Annotated in this window: 15 protein-coding genes and 6 tRNA genes; 16 read left to right on the top strand and 5 right to left on the bottom strand. The window is 62.5% G+C overall.

Features of this window, described 5'->3' with window-relative positions; genetic code table 11:
- Positions 1–73 precede the first annotated feature (73 nt).
- From argG to QY917_RS07600, 4 genes are all read right to left on the bottom strand, one after another.
- Positions 74–1,420: an argininosuccinate synthase gene (gene argG / locus QY917_RS07615; protein WP_011805899.1), complete on the bottom strand. Its 1,347-nt coding sequence runs from the start codon at positions 1,418–1,420 to the stop codon at positions 74–76.
- A gap of 66 nt (positions 1,421–1,486) precedes the next feature.
- Entirely contained in the window at positions 1,487–1,804 is a 318-nt protein-coding gene (locus QY917_RS07610; RefSeq protein WP_011805898.1) for a pyrimidine/purine nucleoside phosphorylase, read from the bottom strand.
- A 169-nt stretch (positions 1,805–1,973) separates the two neighbouring features.
- Complete coding sequence (locus QY917_RS07605; RefSeq protein WP_123675615.1) at positions 1,974–2,654, bottom strand: glycine zipper 2TM domain-containing protein; 681 nt, start codon at positions 2,652–2,654, stop codon at positions 1,974–1,976.
- Positions 2,655–2,767: 113 nt separating this feature from the next.
- Positions 2,768–3,154, bottom strand: a complete 387-nt coding sequence (locus QY917_RS07600) for an ArsC family reductase (protein WP_123675616.1) — start codon at positions 3,152–3,154, stop codon at positions 2,768–2,770.
- Between the two features lie 47 nt (positions 3,155–3,201).
- Between QY917_RS07600 and folC the strand changes: the two genes are divergently transcribed.
- The 12 genes from folC (at position 3,202) to QY917_RS07540 (ending at position 10,942) form a co-directional block, all read left to right on the top strand.
- A complete protein-coding gene (folC, locus tag QY917_RS07595) occupies positions 3,202–4,527 on the top strand; it encodes a bifunctional tetrahydrofolate synthase/dihydrofolate synthase (protein WP_123675617.1) in 1,326 nt (441 codons plus the stop codon).
- A 14-nt stretch (positions 4,528–4,541) separates the two neighbouring features.
- Positions 4,542–5,384 carry an SPOR domain-containing protein gene (locus QY917_RS07590; protein ID WP_015913661.1) on the top strand — a complete coding sequence of 281 codons (843 nt, stop codon included), beginning with the start codon at positions 4,542–4,544 and terminating at the stop codon, positions 5,382–5,384.
- A 39-nt stretch (positions 5,385–5,423) separates the two neighbouring features.
- Complete coding sequence (locus QY917_RS07585) at positions 5,424–5,912, top strand: CvpA family protein (RefSeq protein ID WP_123675618.1); 489 nt, start codon at positions 5,424–5,426, stop codon at positions 5,910–5,912.
- 77 nt (positions 5,913–5,989) lie between these two features.
- Positions 5,990–7,498 (top strand): amidophosphoribosyltransferase, encoded by a 1,509-nt coding sequence (gene purF / locus QY917_RS07580; RefSeq protein WP_123675619.1) that lies wholly within the window; start codon positions 5,990–5,992, stop codon positions 7,496–7,498.
- Between the two features lie 130 nt (positions 7,499–7,628).
- Positions 7,629–8,843, top strand: coding sequence for an O-succinylhomoserine sulfhydrylase (locus QY917_RS07575; protein ID WP_123675620.1), 1,215 nt, complete (start codon positions 7,629–7,631; stop codon positions 8,841–8,843).
- Positions 8,840–10,249, top strand: a complete 1,410-nt coding sequence (gltX, locus tag QY917_RS07570; RefSeq protein ID WP_088886466.1) for a glutamate--tRNA ligase — start codon at positions 8,840–8,842, stop codon at positions 10,247–10,249. Before QY917_RS07575 ends, gltX begins: the two co-directional genes overlap by 4 nt.
- Positions 10,250–10,314: 65 nt before the next feature.
- Positions 10,315–10,390: transfer RNA gene (locus QY917_RS07565), tRNA-Ala, on the top strand.
- Positions 10,391–10,422: 32 nt separating this feature from the next.
- Positions 10,423–10,498: transfer RNA gene (locus QY917_RS07560), tRNA-Glu, on the top strand.
- Positions 10,499–10,544: 46 nt separating this feature from the next.
- Positions 10,545–10,621 (top strand) — tRNA-Asp (locus QY917_RS07555).
- A gap of 4 nt (positions 10,622–10,625) precedes the next feature.
- Positions 10,626–10,701 (top strand) — tRNA-Ala (locus QY917_RS07550).
- Between the two features lie 31 nt (positions 10,702–10,732).
- A tRNA-Glu gene (locus tag QY917_RS07545) sits at positions 10,733–10,808 on the top strand.
- 57 nt (positions 10,809–10,865) lie between these two features.
- Positions 10,866–10,942, top strand: a tRNA-Asp gene (locus tag QY917_RS07540).
- Positions 10,943–11,001: 59 nt separating this feature from the next.
- Here QY917_RS07540 and lnt read toward each other — a convergent pair.
- Positions 11,002–12,420 (bottom strand): apolipoprotein N-acyltransferase, encoded by a 1,419-nt coding sequence (gene lnt, locus QY917_RS07535; RefSeq protein WP_162844536.1) that lies wholly within the window; start codon positions 12,418–12,420, stop codon positions 11,002–11,004.
- A 420-nt stretch (positions 12,421–12,840) separates the two neighbouring features.
- On the opposite strand from lnt, the gene QY917_RS07530 reads away from it, so the two are divergent.
- The 4 genes from QY917_RS07530 (at position 12,841) to QY917_RS07515 (ending at position 16,533) form a co-directional block, all read left to right on the top strand.
- Positions 12,841–13,122, top strand: coding sequence for a hypothetical protein (locus QY917_RS07530; protein ID WP_088886468.1), 282 nt, complete (start codon positions 12,841–12,843; stop codon positions 13,120–13,122).
- Positions 13,123–13,197: 75 nt separating this feature from the next.
- Entirely contained in the window at positions 13,198–14,088 is an 891-nt protein-coding gene (locus QY917_RS07525; protein ID WP_148060999.1) for an OmpA family protein, read from the top strand.
- 70 nt (positions 14,089–14,158) lie between these two features.
- Positions 14,159–15,655 carry a pilus assembly protein TadG-related protein gene (locus tag QY917_RS07520; protein ID WP_162844537.1) on the top strand — a complete coding sequence of 499 codons (1,497 nt, stop codon included), beginning with the start codon at positions 14,159–14,161 and terminating at the stop codon, positions 15,653–15,655.
- Positions 15,652–16,533: a hypothetical protein gene (locus QY917_RS07515; protein ID WP_123675622.1), complete on the top strand. Its 882-nt coding sequence runs from the start codon at positions 15,652–15,654 to the stop codon at positions 16,531–16,533. The genes QY917_RS07520 and QY917_RS07515 overlap by 4 nt, the downstream gene beginning before the upstream one ends.
- Positions 16,534–16,546: the final 13 nt, after the last annotated feature.

Below are 16,546 nucleotides of genomic sequence, written 5' to 3'. Positions count from 1 at the left end.
CCTGCCGGGTGGTTGCTTCTGTTTTTATAGCTGCTAGCGCACGTCCATCAAGCGCTAGAGGCCTGTTTGATGCTTATTTTTTCTTCGCGCCGCCGTCTTCCAGCTGCGCCAGCGCGGCATTGCCGCCCAGCGACAGCAGGCCGGCGCGTGCATACACGCCCAGCTTGCCGCGCGTGTCGGAGATGTCCAGGTTGCGCATGGTCAACTGGCCGATGCGGTCCAGTGGGCTGAACGGCGCGTCTTCCACCTTTTCCATCGACAGGCGCTCGGGCGCGTAGGTCAGGTTGGGCGACTCGGTGTTCAGGATGGAGTAGTCGTTGCCGCGGCGCAGCTCGAGCGTCACGGTGCCGGTCACGGCGCGCGCCACCCAGCGCTGGGCGGTCTCGCGCAGCATGATGGCCTGCGGGTCGAACCAGCGGCCCTGGTACAGCAGGCGTCCGAGCTTCAGGCCGTTCAGGCGGTACTGCTCGATGGTGTCTTCGTTGTGGATGCCGGTGACCAGGCGCTCGTAGGCGATGTGCAGCAGCGCCATGCCGGGGGCTTCGTAGATGCCGCGGCTCTTGGCTTCGATGATGCGGTTCTCGATCTGGTCGCTCATCCCTAAGCCGTGGCGGCCGCCGATGCGGTTCAATTCCAGGAACAGCTCCACAGGGTCGGCGATCTCCTTGCCGTTCACGGCCACGGGTTGCCCCTCGTCGAAGGTGACCGACACTTCTTCGGCCGGCACGTCGACTTCGGGCTTCCAGAACGCCACGCCCATGATGGGGTTGACGATGCGGATGCCGCTGCTGAGGAACTCCAGGTCCTTCGCCTCGTGCGTGGCGCCCAGCATGTTGCTGTCGGTGCTGTACGCCTTTTCGGCGCTCATCTTGTAGCCGAAGCCTTCCTTGGTCATGAAGGCCGACATCTCGGCGCGCCCGCCCAGCTCGTCGATGAACTTCTGGTCCAGCCAGGGCTTGTAGATCTTCAGCGCGGGGTTGGTGAGCAGGCCGTAGCGGTAGAAGCGCTCGATGTCGTTGCCCTTGAAGGTGGAGCCGTCGCCCCAGATGTGGACGTCGTCCTCCTTCATCGCGGCCACCAGCATGGTGCCGGTCACGGCGCGGCCCAGCGGCGTGGTGTTGAAATAGGTGATGCCACCGGTGCTGATGTGGAACGCTCCGGCCTGGATGGCGGCAATGCCCTCGTGCGCCAGCTGTGTGCGGCAGTCGATCAGGCGGGCCTTCTCGGCGCCGTATTCCATGGCCTTGCGGGGAATCTCGTCGTAGTCGGCTTCGTCAGGCTGGCCCAGGTTGGCGGTGTAGGCGTAGGGCAGGGCGCCCTTGTTCTTCATCCAGCGCAGCGCGGCGCTGGTGTCGAGGCCGCCCGAGAAGGCGATGCCGACCTTCTGGCCGACGGGGAGGTGTTGCAGGATGGTTGCCATGGGATTCTCTTGAAAATTGATAGCTGCCCGCGCTTGCCTAGTAAGCGCTAGAGGCCTAAAACATGCTCAGCCGTAGTGGCAGATGTAGTGGAAGGCCTCGGTCACTCGGATGTTGAATTTGGAATTGCCCGGCACGCTGAACTTCTCGCCCGCGCCCACCTTGACCCAGGCGTCGGTGCCGTCCAGCTGGTATTCGCAGGATCCGCCCACGCATTCCATGATCTCGGGTGCGCCCGTGCCGAAGGTCAACGTGGCCGGCAGCACCACACCCACCGACTTCTTCGTGCCATCGGGGTACGTGAGGTTGTGGCTCACGCACTTGCCGTCAAAGTACACATTGGCCTGGGTGGTGACGGAAACACCGTCGATTTTTTCGGTGGTCATGGATGGGGACGCAGAGGATGGGACAAACCATCAATTCTAGAGCCTGCGCGTGCCGGCGCGCCCCGTGCGGGCGCGGGGCGGCGTTTGCCCCGCAGCAACGAAAAAGGGCTCCGAAGAGCCCTTTGGCATGTGCCGTCTGCGTGCTGGCCGCCAGGCCGAGGCGCTCTGCTCAGCGCCAGTAACGGTCGTGGTAGCGGGGCGCGCGGTAGGGATGGCCATAGTTGTCGCGGTATTCGATCACGGTGACGGGCGGCTCCACGATGTAGGCCGGCGGGCCCGGCTGGGTGGACACCACCACGCCCGGCTGCGCATAGCCGCCGGAATAGGTAGGAGAGTAGGTGGGGGCGTAGGTGGGCGGGTATGTGGCGGGAGCGCGCGACACTCCCGGCACCGCCGGCTGCACGGTGAGTGGAATCCACGCGCCTGGGTCGGTCTGTGTGCGCGTGTTGTAGTGCCGGCCGGCGTATTCGTAGACCACGTCGTAGCCGACAATCTGGTTGTCGTAGTAGGTTTCGGTCGTGCAGCGCTGCACGTTCTGGTAGCCGGGGCGGCCGCCCTCGATCTGGTTGCCCAGCACCGCGCCCCCAATCACCCCCAGGGCCGTGGCCGCGGCGCGGCCGCTGCCGCCGCCGATGGCGTTGCCCGCGGCGCCGCCGGCAATCGCGCCCAGCACCGCGCCCGCGCCGGAGGTGGGGCGGGCGCCGCTGTAGATGGTCTCGTTGCCGCAGACCTGCTGCGGAATCGCGATCTGCTCGGTGATGGGCGTGGCCGACAGCACGCGGCCCTGTTCCTGCGCCTGGGCGGCCAGCGCGGCCGTGGCGAGGGCCGCGAGGACAAAAATCTTGTTCATGGGCAAAAAGCTCCTTTCGGTCGGCCTACAACGCGCCGAACCTGCGGGAAGTTTCAGCCCGGCGCGTCAACACACCCGCGCCGACCCGTAAATCTGCGTAAAGATGTGTTGCCTCATGCCTTGGAGTGGCCGGCCGCGCGTGCGTTCCATGCCTCGGGGCTGAAGCCCACCGTCACGTCACCCGCGGGGCCGCCCTGCCACTCGACCACGGGCCGCTTGATGACCGAGGGCTGCTCGCACATCAGCGCGGCCGCGCTGCGGGCGTCCGTCACGCCGGCCTGCACGGCCGTGTCCAGCTTGCGCCAGGTCGTGCCCTGGCGGTTGAGCAGCTTCTCCCAGCCCACGGCGGCCATCCACGCGGGCAGGCGCTCGGCGGGCACGCCTTGCTTCTTGAAGTCGTGGAACTCATAGGCCAAGCCTCGCTCCTGCAGCCAGGCGCGGGCCTTCTTGACGGTGTCGCAGTTGGGAATGCCGTAGACGATGATCGTGGGGGTACTCATGGCCCGGGATCATCGCGCAAGCCCGGCTCGGCGACAATTCGTGGGCTATGCACATTCCTCCGCAGACACTGGAAGGCTGGCTTCGCCACTGCGAGCAGCTGCACCCCAAGAACATCGACATGGGCCTGGAGCGCGTGGGCGAGGTGGCGCGCCGCCTGGGGCTGCGCTTCAACTGCCCCGTGATCACCGTGGCGGGCACCAACGGCAAGGGCTCGACCTGCGCCATGCTGGAGGCCGTGGCCCTGCAGGCCGGCTACCGTACGGGGGTCTATACATCGCCCCATCTGGTGCATTTTGAGGAGCGTTGCCGCATCCATGGCGAGATCGTCGATGCCGCGTCATTGGTGGCCAGCTTCGAGGCGGTGGAGCGGGCGCGCACGCAGAACGGCAACGAGGTCACGCTGACCTACTTCGAATTCACCACGCTCGCCGTCCTGCGGCACATGAGCCTGTCGCTGCTGGACGTGGCCATCCTGGAGGTGGGGCTGGGCGGGCGGCTGGATGCCACCAACATCATCGACGCCGACTGCGCGGTGATCACCAGCGTGGACATCGACCATGTGGAGTTCCTCGGGCCTGACCGCGAAACCATCGGCCGCGAGAAGGCCGGCATCATGCGCACCGGCCGCCCCGTGGTGGTGAGCGACCCCATGCCGCCGCAGAGCGTGATCGACCATGCGCGCGAGATCGGCGCCGACCTGTGGCGCTTCGGGCAGGACTTCAACTTCTCGGGCGACAAGCAGCAGTGGGCGTGGGCCGGGCGCGGGCGCCGCTATGCGGGCCTGGCGTATCCGGCGCTGCGGGGCGCCAACCAACTGGTCAATGCCTCGGGCGCACTCGCTGCGCTGGAGGCAGTGCGCGAACGCCTGCCCATCACCGCGCAGGCGGTGCGCGCCGGTCTGGCGCTGGTGGAACTGCCCGGGCGCTTCCAGATCGTGCCGGGCCAGCCCACGCTGGTGCTGGACGTGGCACACAACCCGCACTCGGTGGCGGCGCTCACGGCCAATCTGGACGCCATGGGCTACTTCCCGACCACGCACGCGGTGTTTGGCGCCATGGCCGACAAGGATCTGGCGCCCATGCTGGCCAAGGTGGGGCCGGTGATCGACCGCTGGTATTTCACCGACCTGCCCACGCCGCGCGCCGAGACGGCCGCCAGCCTGCAGCAGAAATGGAATGCGCTGCAGATGGTGGCCGGAGGGCGCCGTGAGGTCGCCACCAGCCTGCACGCCAACCCCGAGGAGGCGCTGCGCGCGGCCGTGGAGGCCGCGGACCCCGCTGATAGAATTGTGGTCTTTGGCTCGTTCTACACGGTGGGTGGCGTGCTCCAGCATGGGGTGCCGCGCCTGCAGGCCAAGCATCTGGGCGCATAACGAGTCCGCACTCCATGGCATTTTTCAAGTTTCGTTGGCCTGGCCGGCAGGAGCCGTCGGGCGACACCAACAAACCCGCCAAGCGCTCACGCACTCCGCAGGCCGAGAGCATCGAGGAAATGCGCCGACGCGCGCGCCACCGCCTGCTGGGCGCGGCAGTGCTGGTGCTGGTGGGCGTGGTGGGCTTCCCCCTGCTGTTCGACACCCAGCCGCGGCCGGTCCCGGTGAATGTGGCGATGGACATTCCCGATCGCCACAAGGTGGCTCCGCTGGTGGTGCCGCAGCAAGAGGCCAACACACCCCGCGCCGCGGAGCCGGCGACTTCCGGCCTGGATGCGGGCGAGGAAGTGGTGGCGTCCCGCCCACGCAGTGCGCCAGCGGCCTCGCAGCCCGCTGCGCGCGTGGAACCCAAAGTGCCGGCTAAGGCGGAAACCCCGGCGGAATCCAAGCCCGAGCCCAAACCGGAGCCCAAGCCCGCGCCCAAGGCAGAGGCCAAACCGGAATCCAAACCAGAACCCCGGCCCGATCCCAAGCCTGCGCGCCAGGACGATGCTGCGCGCGCCCGCGCACTGCTCGAAGGCCGCAACCCGCAACCCAGCGCCGCGCCCGCCGCTGCGCGCGAGGAGCAGGGCCGCTTCATCGTGCAGGTAGGCGCCTTCGCGGACGCCGACAAGGCGCGCGAGGTGCGCGATCGGTTGGAGCGCTCCGGCCTCAAGACCTATACCCAGGTGGTGGACACCAAGGATGGCAAGCGCACTCGCGTGCGAGTGGGTCCGTTCACCAGCCGGGCAGAGGCCGACAAGGCGGCCGGCCGCGTCAAGGGCGCGGGGCTGTCCGCGTCGGTGTTGGCGTTGTAGGCCGGCTGGCGGCCCGGGACGGCGTTTCAAAGGTTGCGCATGGCGGCGCTGGACTGGATCTTCCTGGTGGTGCTGTGCGCGTCGCTGCTGATCGGTGCATGGCGCGGGCTGGTGTTCGAGTTGCTGTCGCTGGCCGGCTGGGTGGTGGCGTTCTTTGTCGCGCAATGGTTTGCGGACGATATGGGCGCGCTGCTGCCCATGGGACAGGCGGATGCCACCTGGCGCCATGTGGCGGGCTTCGCGGTGGTGTTCGTCGGTGCGGTGTTTGCGTGTGGGCTGGTGGCGTGGCTGCTCAAGAAACTGGTCGAGGCGGTGGGCCTGCGGCCCGCGGACAGGGCGCTAGGGGCACTGTTTGGCGTGCTGCGCGGCCTGGTGCTGCTGCTGGCCGTGGTGCTGGTGGCCGGCTGGACGCCGATGCAGGATGCGCCGTGGTGGAAGGAATCGCAGGCCGCCCCCCTGTTGCAAGGGGCGCTCAAGGGGTTGAGGCCCGCGCTGCCGGATGAACTGGGCCGCCATCTGCCTTCCTAGCGGGCCTGGCGGCTCGGCCGCGGTGAGTGATGTGTGTGATCGGCGGGAAACCCCGCCGCCAAAACTGGAACGAAACTATGTGTGGAATTGTCGGCGTGGTCAGCACGGCCCCCGTGAATCAGCTGATCTATGACGCCTTGCTGCTGCTGCAGCACCGGGGACAGGACGCCGCGGGCATCGTCACGCAGCAAGGGCGCAAGTTCTTCATGCACAAGGCCAAGGGCATGGTGCGCGACGTGTTTCGCACGCGCAACATGCGCGCACTGCCCGGCACCATCGGCCTGGGGCAGGTGCGCTATCCCACCGCGGGCAATGCCTCCAGCGAGGAGGAGGCCCAGCCGTTCTACGTGAACGCGCCGTTCGGCATCGTGATGGTGCACAACGGCAACCTCACCAACGCCAAGCAGCTGCGCGGCGAACTGGCCGACACCGACCACCGCCACACCAACACCGAGAGCGACTCCGAAGTGCTGCTCAACGTGCTGGCGCATGAGTTGGCGCGCGCCACCAGCGGCGCGCCGCTGCAGTCCGAGGACGTGTTCAAGGCCGTGCGCGCGGTGCACAAGCGCGTCAAGGGCTCCTACGCCGTGATCGCGCTGATCGCCGGCTACGGCCTGCTGGCGTTCCGCGACCCGTTTGGCATCCGCCCGCTGTGCATGGGCCGCGGCGCGGACGGCACCGTGATGCTGGCGAGCGAATCCGTGGCGCTGGAGGGCACGACCCAGGTGCTGGACCGTGACGTCGCGCCCGGCGAGGCCGTGTTCGTGCACGCCGACGGCCGCGTGGAAACCCAGCAGTGCGCCGAGAACCCGCACCTCAACCCCTGCGTGTTCGAGTACGTGTATTTGGCGCGTCCCGACTCGGTGATGGACGGCATCTCGGTCTACCAGGCGCGACTGAACATGGGCGAGACGCTGGCCAAGCGCGTGATCTCCACCGTGCCTCCCAGCGAGATCGACGCCATCATCCCCATCCCCGAATCCAGCCGCCCCAGCGCCATGCAGCTCGCGCAGCTGCTGGGCATTCCGTACCGCGAGGGCTTCGTCAAGAACCGCTACGTGGGCCGCACCTTCATCATGCCGGGGCAGGGCGTGCGCAAGAAGTCGGTGCGCCAGAAGCTCAACGCTATCGGCAGCGAGTTCAAGGGCCGCAAGGTGCTGCTGGTAGACGACTCCATCGTGCGTGGCACCACCTCGAAGGAGATCGTGCAGATGGCGCGCGACGCCGGCGCGGTGAAGGTCTACCTGGCTTCTGCCGCGCCGCCGGTGCGCCACCCCAATGTCTATGGCATCGACATGCCCACGCGCTCCGAGCTGGTCGCGCACGGCCGCACGGTGGAGGAGATCCGCCAGCTGATCGGCGCCGACGCACTGATTTACCAAGACGTCGAGGCCATGAAGCAGGCCGTGGGCAAGATCAACCGCAAGGTGGAGGGGTTCGAGGCCTCGTGCTTCGACGGCGTGTACATCACCGGCGACATCTCCGACGAGGAAGTGACGGCGCTCAACGAGGGCCGCAACCGGGGTGGTGAAGAGGAGCAGGAAGACACCTCCCGGCTGTCCCTGCCCAACGCCCAGGAGGCGTGAGTACACTCGCGCTCATCAAAAAGATGAGCGCCTTGCGCTTGTTTGTACTGGGTTTCAGTGTAAAAAATGGCTGAAGTCCAGGTACAGCAAGCGCTATCAGCTCCTATTTTTTAGAACAAGGACCGCCACCGTGACCGATCAACCCCTGCCCGAGGGGCTGCGCCCTGAGACCCTCGCCGTTCGCGAGGCCGTCGCGCGCAGCCAGTGGGGCGAGCACAGCGAGGCGCTGTACATGACCAGCAGCTTCGTGCAGAGCGACTGCGAAAGCGCCGCACGCCGCTTCGCCAACGAAGAGCCGGGCTACACCTACACCCGCACCGCCAACCCCACGGTCAGCAGTTTCGAGCGCCGCCTGGCGGCCATGGAGGGCACGGAATGCGCGGTGGCCACCAGCACCGGCATGTCGGCCATCCTGCTGATGGCGCTCACCGTGCTCAAGAGCGGCGACCACGTGGTGGCCTCGCAGTCCATGTTCGGCTCCACGCTCAAGCTGCTCGGGTCGGAGATGGCGCGCTTCGGCGTAGAGACGACCTTTGTCTCGCAGACCGACCTGCAGTCGTGGGAGACGGCCATCCGCCCGAACACCCGCTTGCTGTTTGCCGAGACACCGACCAACCCGCTGGGCGACCTGTGTGACATCGCCGCACTGGCGCAGATCGCGCATGCGCGCGGCCTGCTGTTGGCGGTGGACAACAGCTTCTGCTCGCCCGCGCTGCAGCGCCCGGCGCAATTGGGCGCTGACCTGGTGGTCTACTCGGGCACCAAACTGCTGGACGGCCAGGGCCGCGTGATGGCGGGCGCCGTGTGCGGCACCACTGCGCTGGTGGACAAGGTCATGGGCACTTTCATGCGCAGCGCCGGGCTGAACCTGTCGCCGTTCAACGCATGGGTCGTGCTCAAGGGGCTGGAGACGCTGTCGCTGCGCGTGCGCGCGCAAAGCGCTGCGGCTTTGGAACTGGCGACCTGGCTGGCCACACATCCCAAGGTGGCGCGCGTGCACTATTCGGGCCTGGCTAGTCATCCGCAGCATGCATTGGCCATGCGCCAGCAGGGCGGCATGGGCGGCCCGGTGCTAGCGTTCGACGTGGTGGGGCAAGGCGCGGCGCAGCTGCGCGCGAATGCCTTCCACGTCATCGACAGCACGCGCGTGTGCTCCATCACCGCCAACTTGGGCGACGTGAAGACCACCATCACCCATCCGGCCAGCACCTCGCACGGGCGCCTCACGGAAGAGCAACGCCAGGCGGCCGGCATCGGCCAGGGGCTGATCCGCGTCTCCGTAGGCCTGGAACATATCGACGATCTGAAGACAGACCTTTGCCGAGGCCTGGACACCCTGCCATGACACAACAACAAGTACGCACCCGTTTCGCCCCGTCGCCCACGGGCTTCATCCACCTGGGCAACATCCGCTCCGCGCTCTATCCCTGGGCCTTCGCGCGTGCCAACGACGGTGTGTTCATCCTGCGCATTGAGGACACTGATCTGGAGCGTTCCACTCAGGCCTCGGTCGACGTCATCCTGGAGGGCATGTCCTGGCTGCAGCTCGACCATGACGAGGGCCCGTACTACCAGATGCAGCGCATGGAGCGCTACAAGGAAGTCCTGGCCCAACTGCAGGCTGCGGGCCATGTCTATCCTTGCTACATGAGCGTGGAAGAGCTCGACGCCTTGCGTGAGCGCCAGATGGCCGCGAAGGAAAAGCCCCGCTATGACGGCACTTGGCGCCCCGAGCCCGGCAAGGTGCTGCCGCCCGTGCCGGAAGGCGTGAAGCCTGTGCTGCGCTTCAAGACGCCCCAGGACGGCGTGGTCGGCTGGGACGACAAGTGCAAGGGGCGCATCGAGTTCCAGAACAGCGAGCTGGACGACCTGGTCATCGCGCGCCCGGACGGCACGCCCACCTACAACTTCTGCGTTTGCGTGGACGACATGGACATGCGCATCACCCACGTGATTCGCGGCGACGACCATGTGAACAACACACCGCGCCAGATCCACATCTTCGAGGCCCTGGGCGCCACTGTGCCCGTGTTTGCCCACCTGCCCACCGTGCTCAACGAGCAGGGTGAGAAGATGAGCAAGCGCAACGGTGCCAAGGCCGTGACGCAGTACCGCGACGAGGGCTATCTGCCCGACGCCATGGTCAACTACCTGGCCCGATTGGGCTGGAGCCATGGCGATGACGAGATCTTCAGCCGCGCGCAATTCCTGGAGTGGTTCAACCTGGATCACCTGGGCCGCAGCGCCGGCCAGTTCGACGAGGCCAAGCTGCGCTGGGTGAACGCACAGCATCTCAAGGCCATGGAAGATGCGCAGTTGGCAGCACTCGTCCGGCCCTTCGTCGTGCAGGCGGGTGTTCCAGAGGCGCAGTTGGATGCTGATGACCGCTTGCCGCGCATCTGCGCGCTGTTCAAAGACCGCTGCGAAACGCTGGTGGACCTGGCACGCTGGGCGCGCGTGTTCTATGTGGACGCCATCGAGCCCGATGCAGACGACTTCGCGAAGCACGTGACTGAGACCGCCGCACCGGCGCTCGACGCCTTTGCCGCCGCCATGGAAACCGTGGCGTGGAACAAGGATGCGATCAACGCTGCGATCAAGGATGTCCTCAAGCAGCTGGGTTTGAAGATGCCGCAACTCGCTATGCCCGTGCGGGTGCTGACCATGGGTACCGCGCATACGCCGTCGGTGGATGCCGTGCTCGAACTGCTGGGTCGCGAAAAAATCCTCGCGCGATTGAAAAGTCGCTAAAAACCTGTCTATAATTCAAGGCTCAGGTGATGACGACAGTTAAGAAATTAAATGTCGAAGTCAAAGGGGGTATAGCTCAGCTGGGAGAGCGCTTGCATGGCATGCAAGAGGTCAGCGGTTCGATCCCGCTTACCTCCACCACCTGATGATTTGAACGGAAGTTCTTAGGTTTTGACCCTATCGTCTAGAGGCCTAGGACATCACCCTTTCACGGTGAGTACCGGGGTTCGAATCCCCGTAGGGTCGCCAAGTTTGGCTGCACTTGATTCGCAAGAATGCAAGCAGCTACCGACGCGGAGTGGTAGTTCAGTCGGTTAGAATACCGGCCTGTCACGCCGGGGGTCGCGGGTTCGAGTCCCGTCCACTCCGCCATCTTGGGGGTATAGCTCAGCTGGGAGAGCGCTTGCATGGCATGCAAGAGGTCAGCGGTTCGATCCCGCTTACCTCCACCAAGATTTGTTGGTTTGCAAGTTTCTAGGTTTTGACCCTATCGTCTAGAGGCCTAGGACATCACCCTTTCACGGTGAGTACCGGGGTTCGAATCCCCGTAGGGTCGCCAAGTTTTGTGGCACTTGGCTCGGTTGCATTAGCAACAGGGCAAAAGTCACACCGACGCGGAGTGGTAGTTCAGTCGGTTAGAATACCGGCCTGTCACGCCGGGGGTCGCGGGTTCGAGTCCCGTCCACTCCGCCAATATCAAAAAAGCCGCTGCAAAATTATTTGCAGCGGCTTTTTTTCTGTGTTTTCAGAATTTATTGCGACAGCCAAGCAGCTATGCGGACATAGGGCGTCGCTCCGCTACGTGGCTGAATGTCCATGGTTCCACTCCCGGCATGTCCAATCAGGCTACTGAGAATCTGTCCATTCGCATCAATAAATGCGCTAAACCCTACGTTGTTTGCACGTACTAGCGGTTTTTGTGCTTCGGCCGCGCGCACGCGCGCAATTGTCAGCGCTTGCGCCACGTAAAAACTGGACGCAATCCACGAATCACTCGACACGTTGACCAGAAGACTCGCATCTATCGCTTGACGGGCGGCTTTGCCAGGGTAGGCGAGTTCGCTGCAAATCGTCGGTCCAAGTGGCACGCCCGCAGCGATCAACGGGGGTTGTACCGATGCTCCAGGTAGAAAATCGGCTAGAGGATATCGATACAGATATGGATAAGCCCAACTCAGGGCTGGTGTGTCGGGCAAGTATTCGGTGAATGGCAGAAGTAACTCCTTGACATAGGTCTCGGCGGTTCCTGCACCGTCGATGTGAATCAAAGTGTTCTGCTGTGCACCTCCCTCTGTACCGGGCATAACGGTTTGAAACGCAAACCCCGGCATCCCAAACAGGAGCGATACACGCGAAATGCGTGCGGCTTCTACTACGGCGCGGCGGTAGTTTGCCGGCAGCACTCCTGGCCGCTGTACCAAAAATAACTCTGGAAATACGACGATATTGGCCTCTGGATTCTGTGCCGCGGCATACAGCGCGGCCATTGCTTCCAATTGTTCTGTTGGGTTGTATTTTGTGTCTTCTGACCAGTGGGTATGCACGAGCCTGACAGCGATAGGGTGCTCCATGGCGCGAGTCCAAGCCACATGCTGCAATGACCAGCCGGCTATGCAGGCCAGAACCCATGCGGTGGTGAGTTTGAAGAGACGGCCGCTCTGGCGAAAGCGCTGAATAGATTGGAGGCAAGCAGCTGCAATCGCCCATATGGCAAGCGCGACGCCAGTGCTACCCGCTATGGGATACAGGCCGCGCAATATGGCGTTGTCCACCTGGCTGTAACCCAGTAGTCCCCAGGGTAGCGCCCAGAACCCCATGGTGCGTATCACTTCGGCAGAGGTCCAGCCTAAGCCCGTGCACGCTGCCAGTGCCAACATACCCCGCTTTTGCAGAGCACGGCAGCCTGCGCGCAGAGTTGCAAAGCAAACGCAATAGAGAGCGGTGTGAAAAGCCACCAGCACGCCGCACACCAGCAGTGTGTCGCCGAGATCGTTAGCGGGTGGTCGATAAATCCCAAGCCCCACCCAAAACAATGCTCCGATCAGAAAGGAGCAGGCAAACACAGAAAAAGCGCGCAACTCATGCAGGAAAGAAATTTGCTGCCTGAGCACCGTCAAGAGAACGACGGCGGCGGCGATAGCGATAGGCGCCGCAGCCCGGGGCTCGGACAAGGCCAATCCGGCGCATAACCCCGCCCCACAGGATAGTGCGACGCTAAGAGTGGTGGTCGGACGATGCCCCACTGCAGATTTATGTAGCGTGTGGTGAAAAATGGCTTTCTTTCTAAGAAAACGCTTGGGATGAAACAACGGTGAACCACAAGCGACCCCAAGAGGGGAAGGATCTACTCTCGCTATGGAAGTTTGAGAATCATTAATTTACATATAAGTTAAATAGAAACTCTTTGAAAACTATTGCTCTACTTGTACGCAAAAAATTACATTTGTCCAATGTGGGTTTGAAACATAATGTAATCAAAGTAAGCGTGCTAGTTTTGTCACATTCATCAGGGGTAGGAGTCCATAAGATGCGCTTCGCACGCGGGGTTCAGCCCAGCATGTGGTTTTATTTTTACTTCTGAGGAGGGATATATGCTTTTTTCTACGAACCAGTCGCTTCGCAAAGTACGTGGTCAGGGAATGACTGAATACATCATCATCGTGGCGCTAATCGCCATTGCTGCTATCGGTGTTTATAGCGCTTTTGGTAATGTGGTAAAGGGGCAGACGGGTGCCATGGCCGCTGAGCTGGGCGGTAAGGATGGTTCAAGTGCTGCCAATCTGGCGAAGACGCAGGCAGAGGGTGCTGGTTCGCGTGGTTCTTCCAAGCACACTCTGGAGAATTTCCAAGATTCTGCAGCCAAGGGTCGCTGATATCGGTGATCTGCTTGGTAGCCCAGTGGCTACCGAGCAGGGTCCCGTTTTAATGGTGATGATGATTTTGGGTGTGTGAAAGGTTTTGAAGTGCGGGTAATTGGTGGAATAACAAAAAGTATTTGTTGCGCGAAGTGGTTGGCGTCTGTTTTGCTTTTTGTTGGATTGACACCCGCGTGGGCGCAAACCCATTCACTCCTTTCCGGTATGCCTGGATACAAGGCACAGCCCCCCAAAGTGGTTGAATTTGGTAGTTACACGGAAGGCGACCTTTTCTATTGCCAGCCTGGTAAGCGGTGCACCAGTGGCGACCCTGGGTTTAACGACGAAGGAAAGCTTGTTGCCGAGGGTAAAGTCACGGTGCAGCGCTATTCGACGGAAAAGCCGGCAGGGACACTTGCCGTGTTTCGGAACTATGAAAATGCCATCCGTGAAATGGGCGGCAGGCGCCTGACCTATACATCAACGCATGACACGACCAATGTCTTTCTGATCGATCGACAAGGTGCAAAGGTATGGATCGTGCTGTCCAACGCATACGACAGTGGCTACCAACTGACCTATATCGAGGCCAAGCCTCTGCAGCAGGTGGTGAAAGCAGGGCAATTGGCAGATGCCATCCACAAGCAGGGCTTTGCGACTCTCTACATCAACTTTGATAACAACAAATCGGACGTAAAGCCTGAGGCCAAGCCTGCCATGGAAGAAGTGGTGGCCTTGCTCAAGGCTGATAGCGTGCTGCGGCTGTCGATTGAGGGGCATACCGACAACGTGGGGAACGCGGTGACAAATAAAACGCTTTCGCAGGCTAGGGCTCAGAGCGTAGTGAAGGCACTGGTGGCGAGCGGCATTGATGCCAAGCGCCTGCAGGCAAAGGGCTTTGGCAGCGAAGTGCCGGTTGCCGATAACCGGTCGGAAGAAGGCCGCGCCAAGAACCGGCGGGTGGAACTGGTCAAACTGAAATAACAGCGTAGGGATTGCACCCTGCGCACTGTGGCCCTCAGGGCTGTGTGCAATGTTGCGAGGGAGGGCGGATATGCCGAATATCGGTACGCTGCGGTCAATTCCGCCGCGCGTGGCATGTGCTGGGCAGCGAGGGCAGGTGCTGGTCTGGTTTTTGGCCTTCGCTGCCACATTGGCGGTGGTGTTTGCGGGCGTGTATAGCGTTGGCCAAGCTACTAGCGAAAAGCAAAAAGTAGTGAATGCAGCGGATGCTGCGGCCTATTCGGGCGCGCTGGTTGAGGCGCGGGCCTTGAACCTTATTGCCTATACCAATCGGTCGGTGGTGGCCAACGAGGTGCTGATCGCGCAGATGGTCAGCCTTCAGTCCTGGACAGACTATTTTGAGCGCGCCACGTCCAACTACCAGACTATTTTCAATGCATTGAGTGGCATTCCTTATGTTGGTGCAGCGTTCAAAGCGTTGGCGGTCACGATGCAGGCGCTCAACAAAATAGTCGTCGTGCAGCAGAAAGTTCTCAATGGGGTGGTGCCTTCAGTGATTCGCTCCTGGGAAGGGCTCTTTGCGGTCTGGTACACAGGCGTTATTCGCCCTGCATTCATGCCGCCGGTAATGGCGCAGGCGGCGCGTTCTGCGTCAGCAGCTGTGTTGCAGGCGAATGTTGCGACCCAAGGAGGGCGTAGGGATACCGCCGCGCATCTCATCCAAACCACTACTTTGATGGCTCGTAATGAGTTTGAGTGGCAGCGCGCCACTCGTTATTACACGGGAAATGACCGCAAGTATGCGCGAGACTTGATTCTGGCTTCCAGGGACGAATTTTCGACCAACCGACCGGGCAGTGAAATATTTTTTCTGAATGTATTGTTCGGTAATAGCTCTATGTGTGTGCCGTTTACATTCAAGATTGGCTCTGAGAAGCAGGGACCCACCCGTCTGGTGAATTTTGATCGTTGGGAAGCGCAGGACACTCTCGAGTTCAAACAGAAGATTGGTCCCCGGGGGTGTAGCTGGGGTAAAGGCACCATGGCGGAGCCGATCGGGTGGGGGCGTTCGGTGGCCGATCAGCGCGGCCAGACTAATGGTACCCGTATCAACACGGATGGCGGAGCAGGAGCGCTCGCCTGGAAGGCGACCAACAAAAATAGCGGATGGACGGGTATCAAATCGCTCTACGACGTGGAACGTGACAACAAGGGCAAGCCGCGTAGCGAAGACTTTACCTATGCTATTGCCGCGGCCAAGTACAAGGGGGACATCCGTACCAACGAGAGCCTGGGGTTTGAATCCCGTGCCATGGCGGGGCCGCTGGGCTCGCCCGACCTGAAAGCGGGATTCGCCAAGGATCAGATGATTTCGCTGGCGGAGGCGCGCATTTTCTTCGCTCGGCCTGTACGCAACAACCTGGATATTACGGGCAGCGGACTATTTCGTGCGGATAGTTTTCAGGAGTACGCCAGTCTCTACAACCCTTATTGGCAGGTCCGTTTGTCGGCTCCTTCTCAGGCCACGCGCTTGCTGGTGTACGGCGCTGCCGGGCTCAATCCGGCGCTTGAGGTGTTTGCCCAATGATGACGAGTTTTTCTGGGCACCGCCTGTGCGCGATTGGTGGCACGGTCTTGGCGGCCTTGTTGGTTCTGCCGGCGTGTTCGCCAAATGATTCGGCAGCCCAAACGGCTGGTGGTGGCATCAAATCTCAAACCATCACCATCGTGCGAGAGCGCCGGCCTGAGGACCCTGCCGCCTATCTGAAGATGATGCGCAACACCTTGGCGCGCTGCCAGGAGACCAAGGCAGAGCTGGCGCGGGTATTAGGCAAGCCGTACGACCCGCAGGCGGAGGCCCTGTCGGACGATGAGTTGATGAAGCTCGAAACGGAAGTGATCGAGGAGTACTTTGACGGCGATCGCTATGCAAAGGTTGTGAACAGCAGTTTGCTGAAAACCGAAGTATGGGGTCCGAACGAAGGCGAGAGTTGCAGGCCTGTCGCCAAGCGAATTCGCAACATTCGGCTGCAGCCAACCCGTTGCAAGCAGATCGATGTGGCGTATGACCTGGATGAGGGCACCGGTATCCGCGAACAGGCGGAAGACATCTGCGCGCCACGCAGCCGTGGATCTGCAGAGCCTATGGGTGAATTGGTGGATATACCTGGAACCGGCCACCGGTGCCGCTGGAATGTGGCGGAAGGCGGGGCGCCCGCGCGGGCCTGCCTGCTGGATCCACTGCATTTTTACCCATCCACCGGCGCTGATCTGGTGGTCATGAGTACCTCCGCGCGACAAGCGCTTCCCGCGCAATTCCCGATAGACGACATGGCCATGATCGCCAACGGGGTGGCGACGGTGGAGCGCCCGCTGCGCGTAGAGATCGGCAAGCCCATCGCACCAGGGGTGTTCGAGGTTCCGGCGGATGCCAAGGCGTTTCCCCTCAGCGATGGCAGGGGCTGACGCGGCATGTCTT

The sequence above is a fragment of the Diaphorobacter sp. C33 genome (genome assembly GCF_030503915.1).
GTDB lineage: Bacteria > Pseudomonadota > Gammaproteobacteria > Burkholderiales > Burkholderiaceae_C > Diaphorobacter > Diaphorobacter nitroreducens.
The sequence above is the reverse complement of the archived record's forward strand: the minus strand, read 5'-3'. Positions and strand labels throughout refer to the sequence as shown.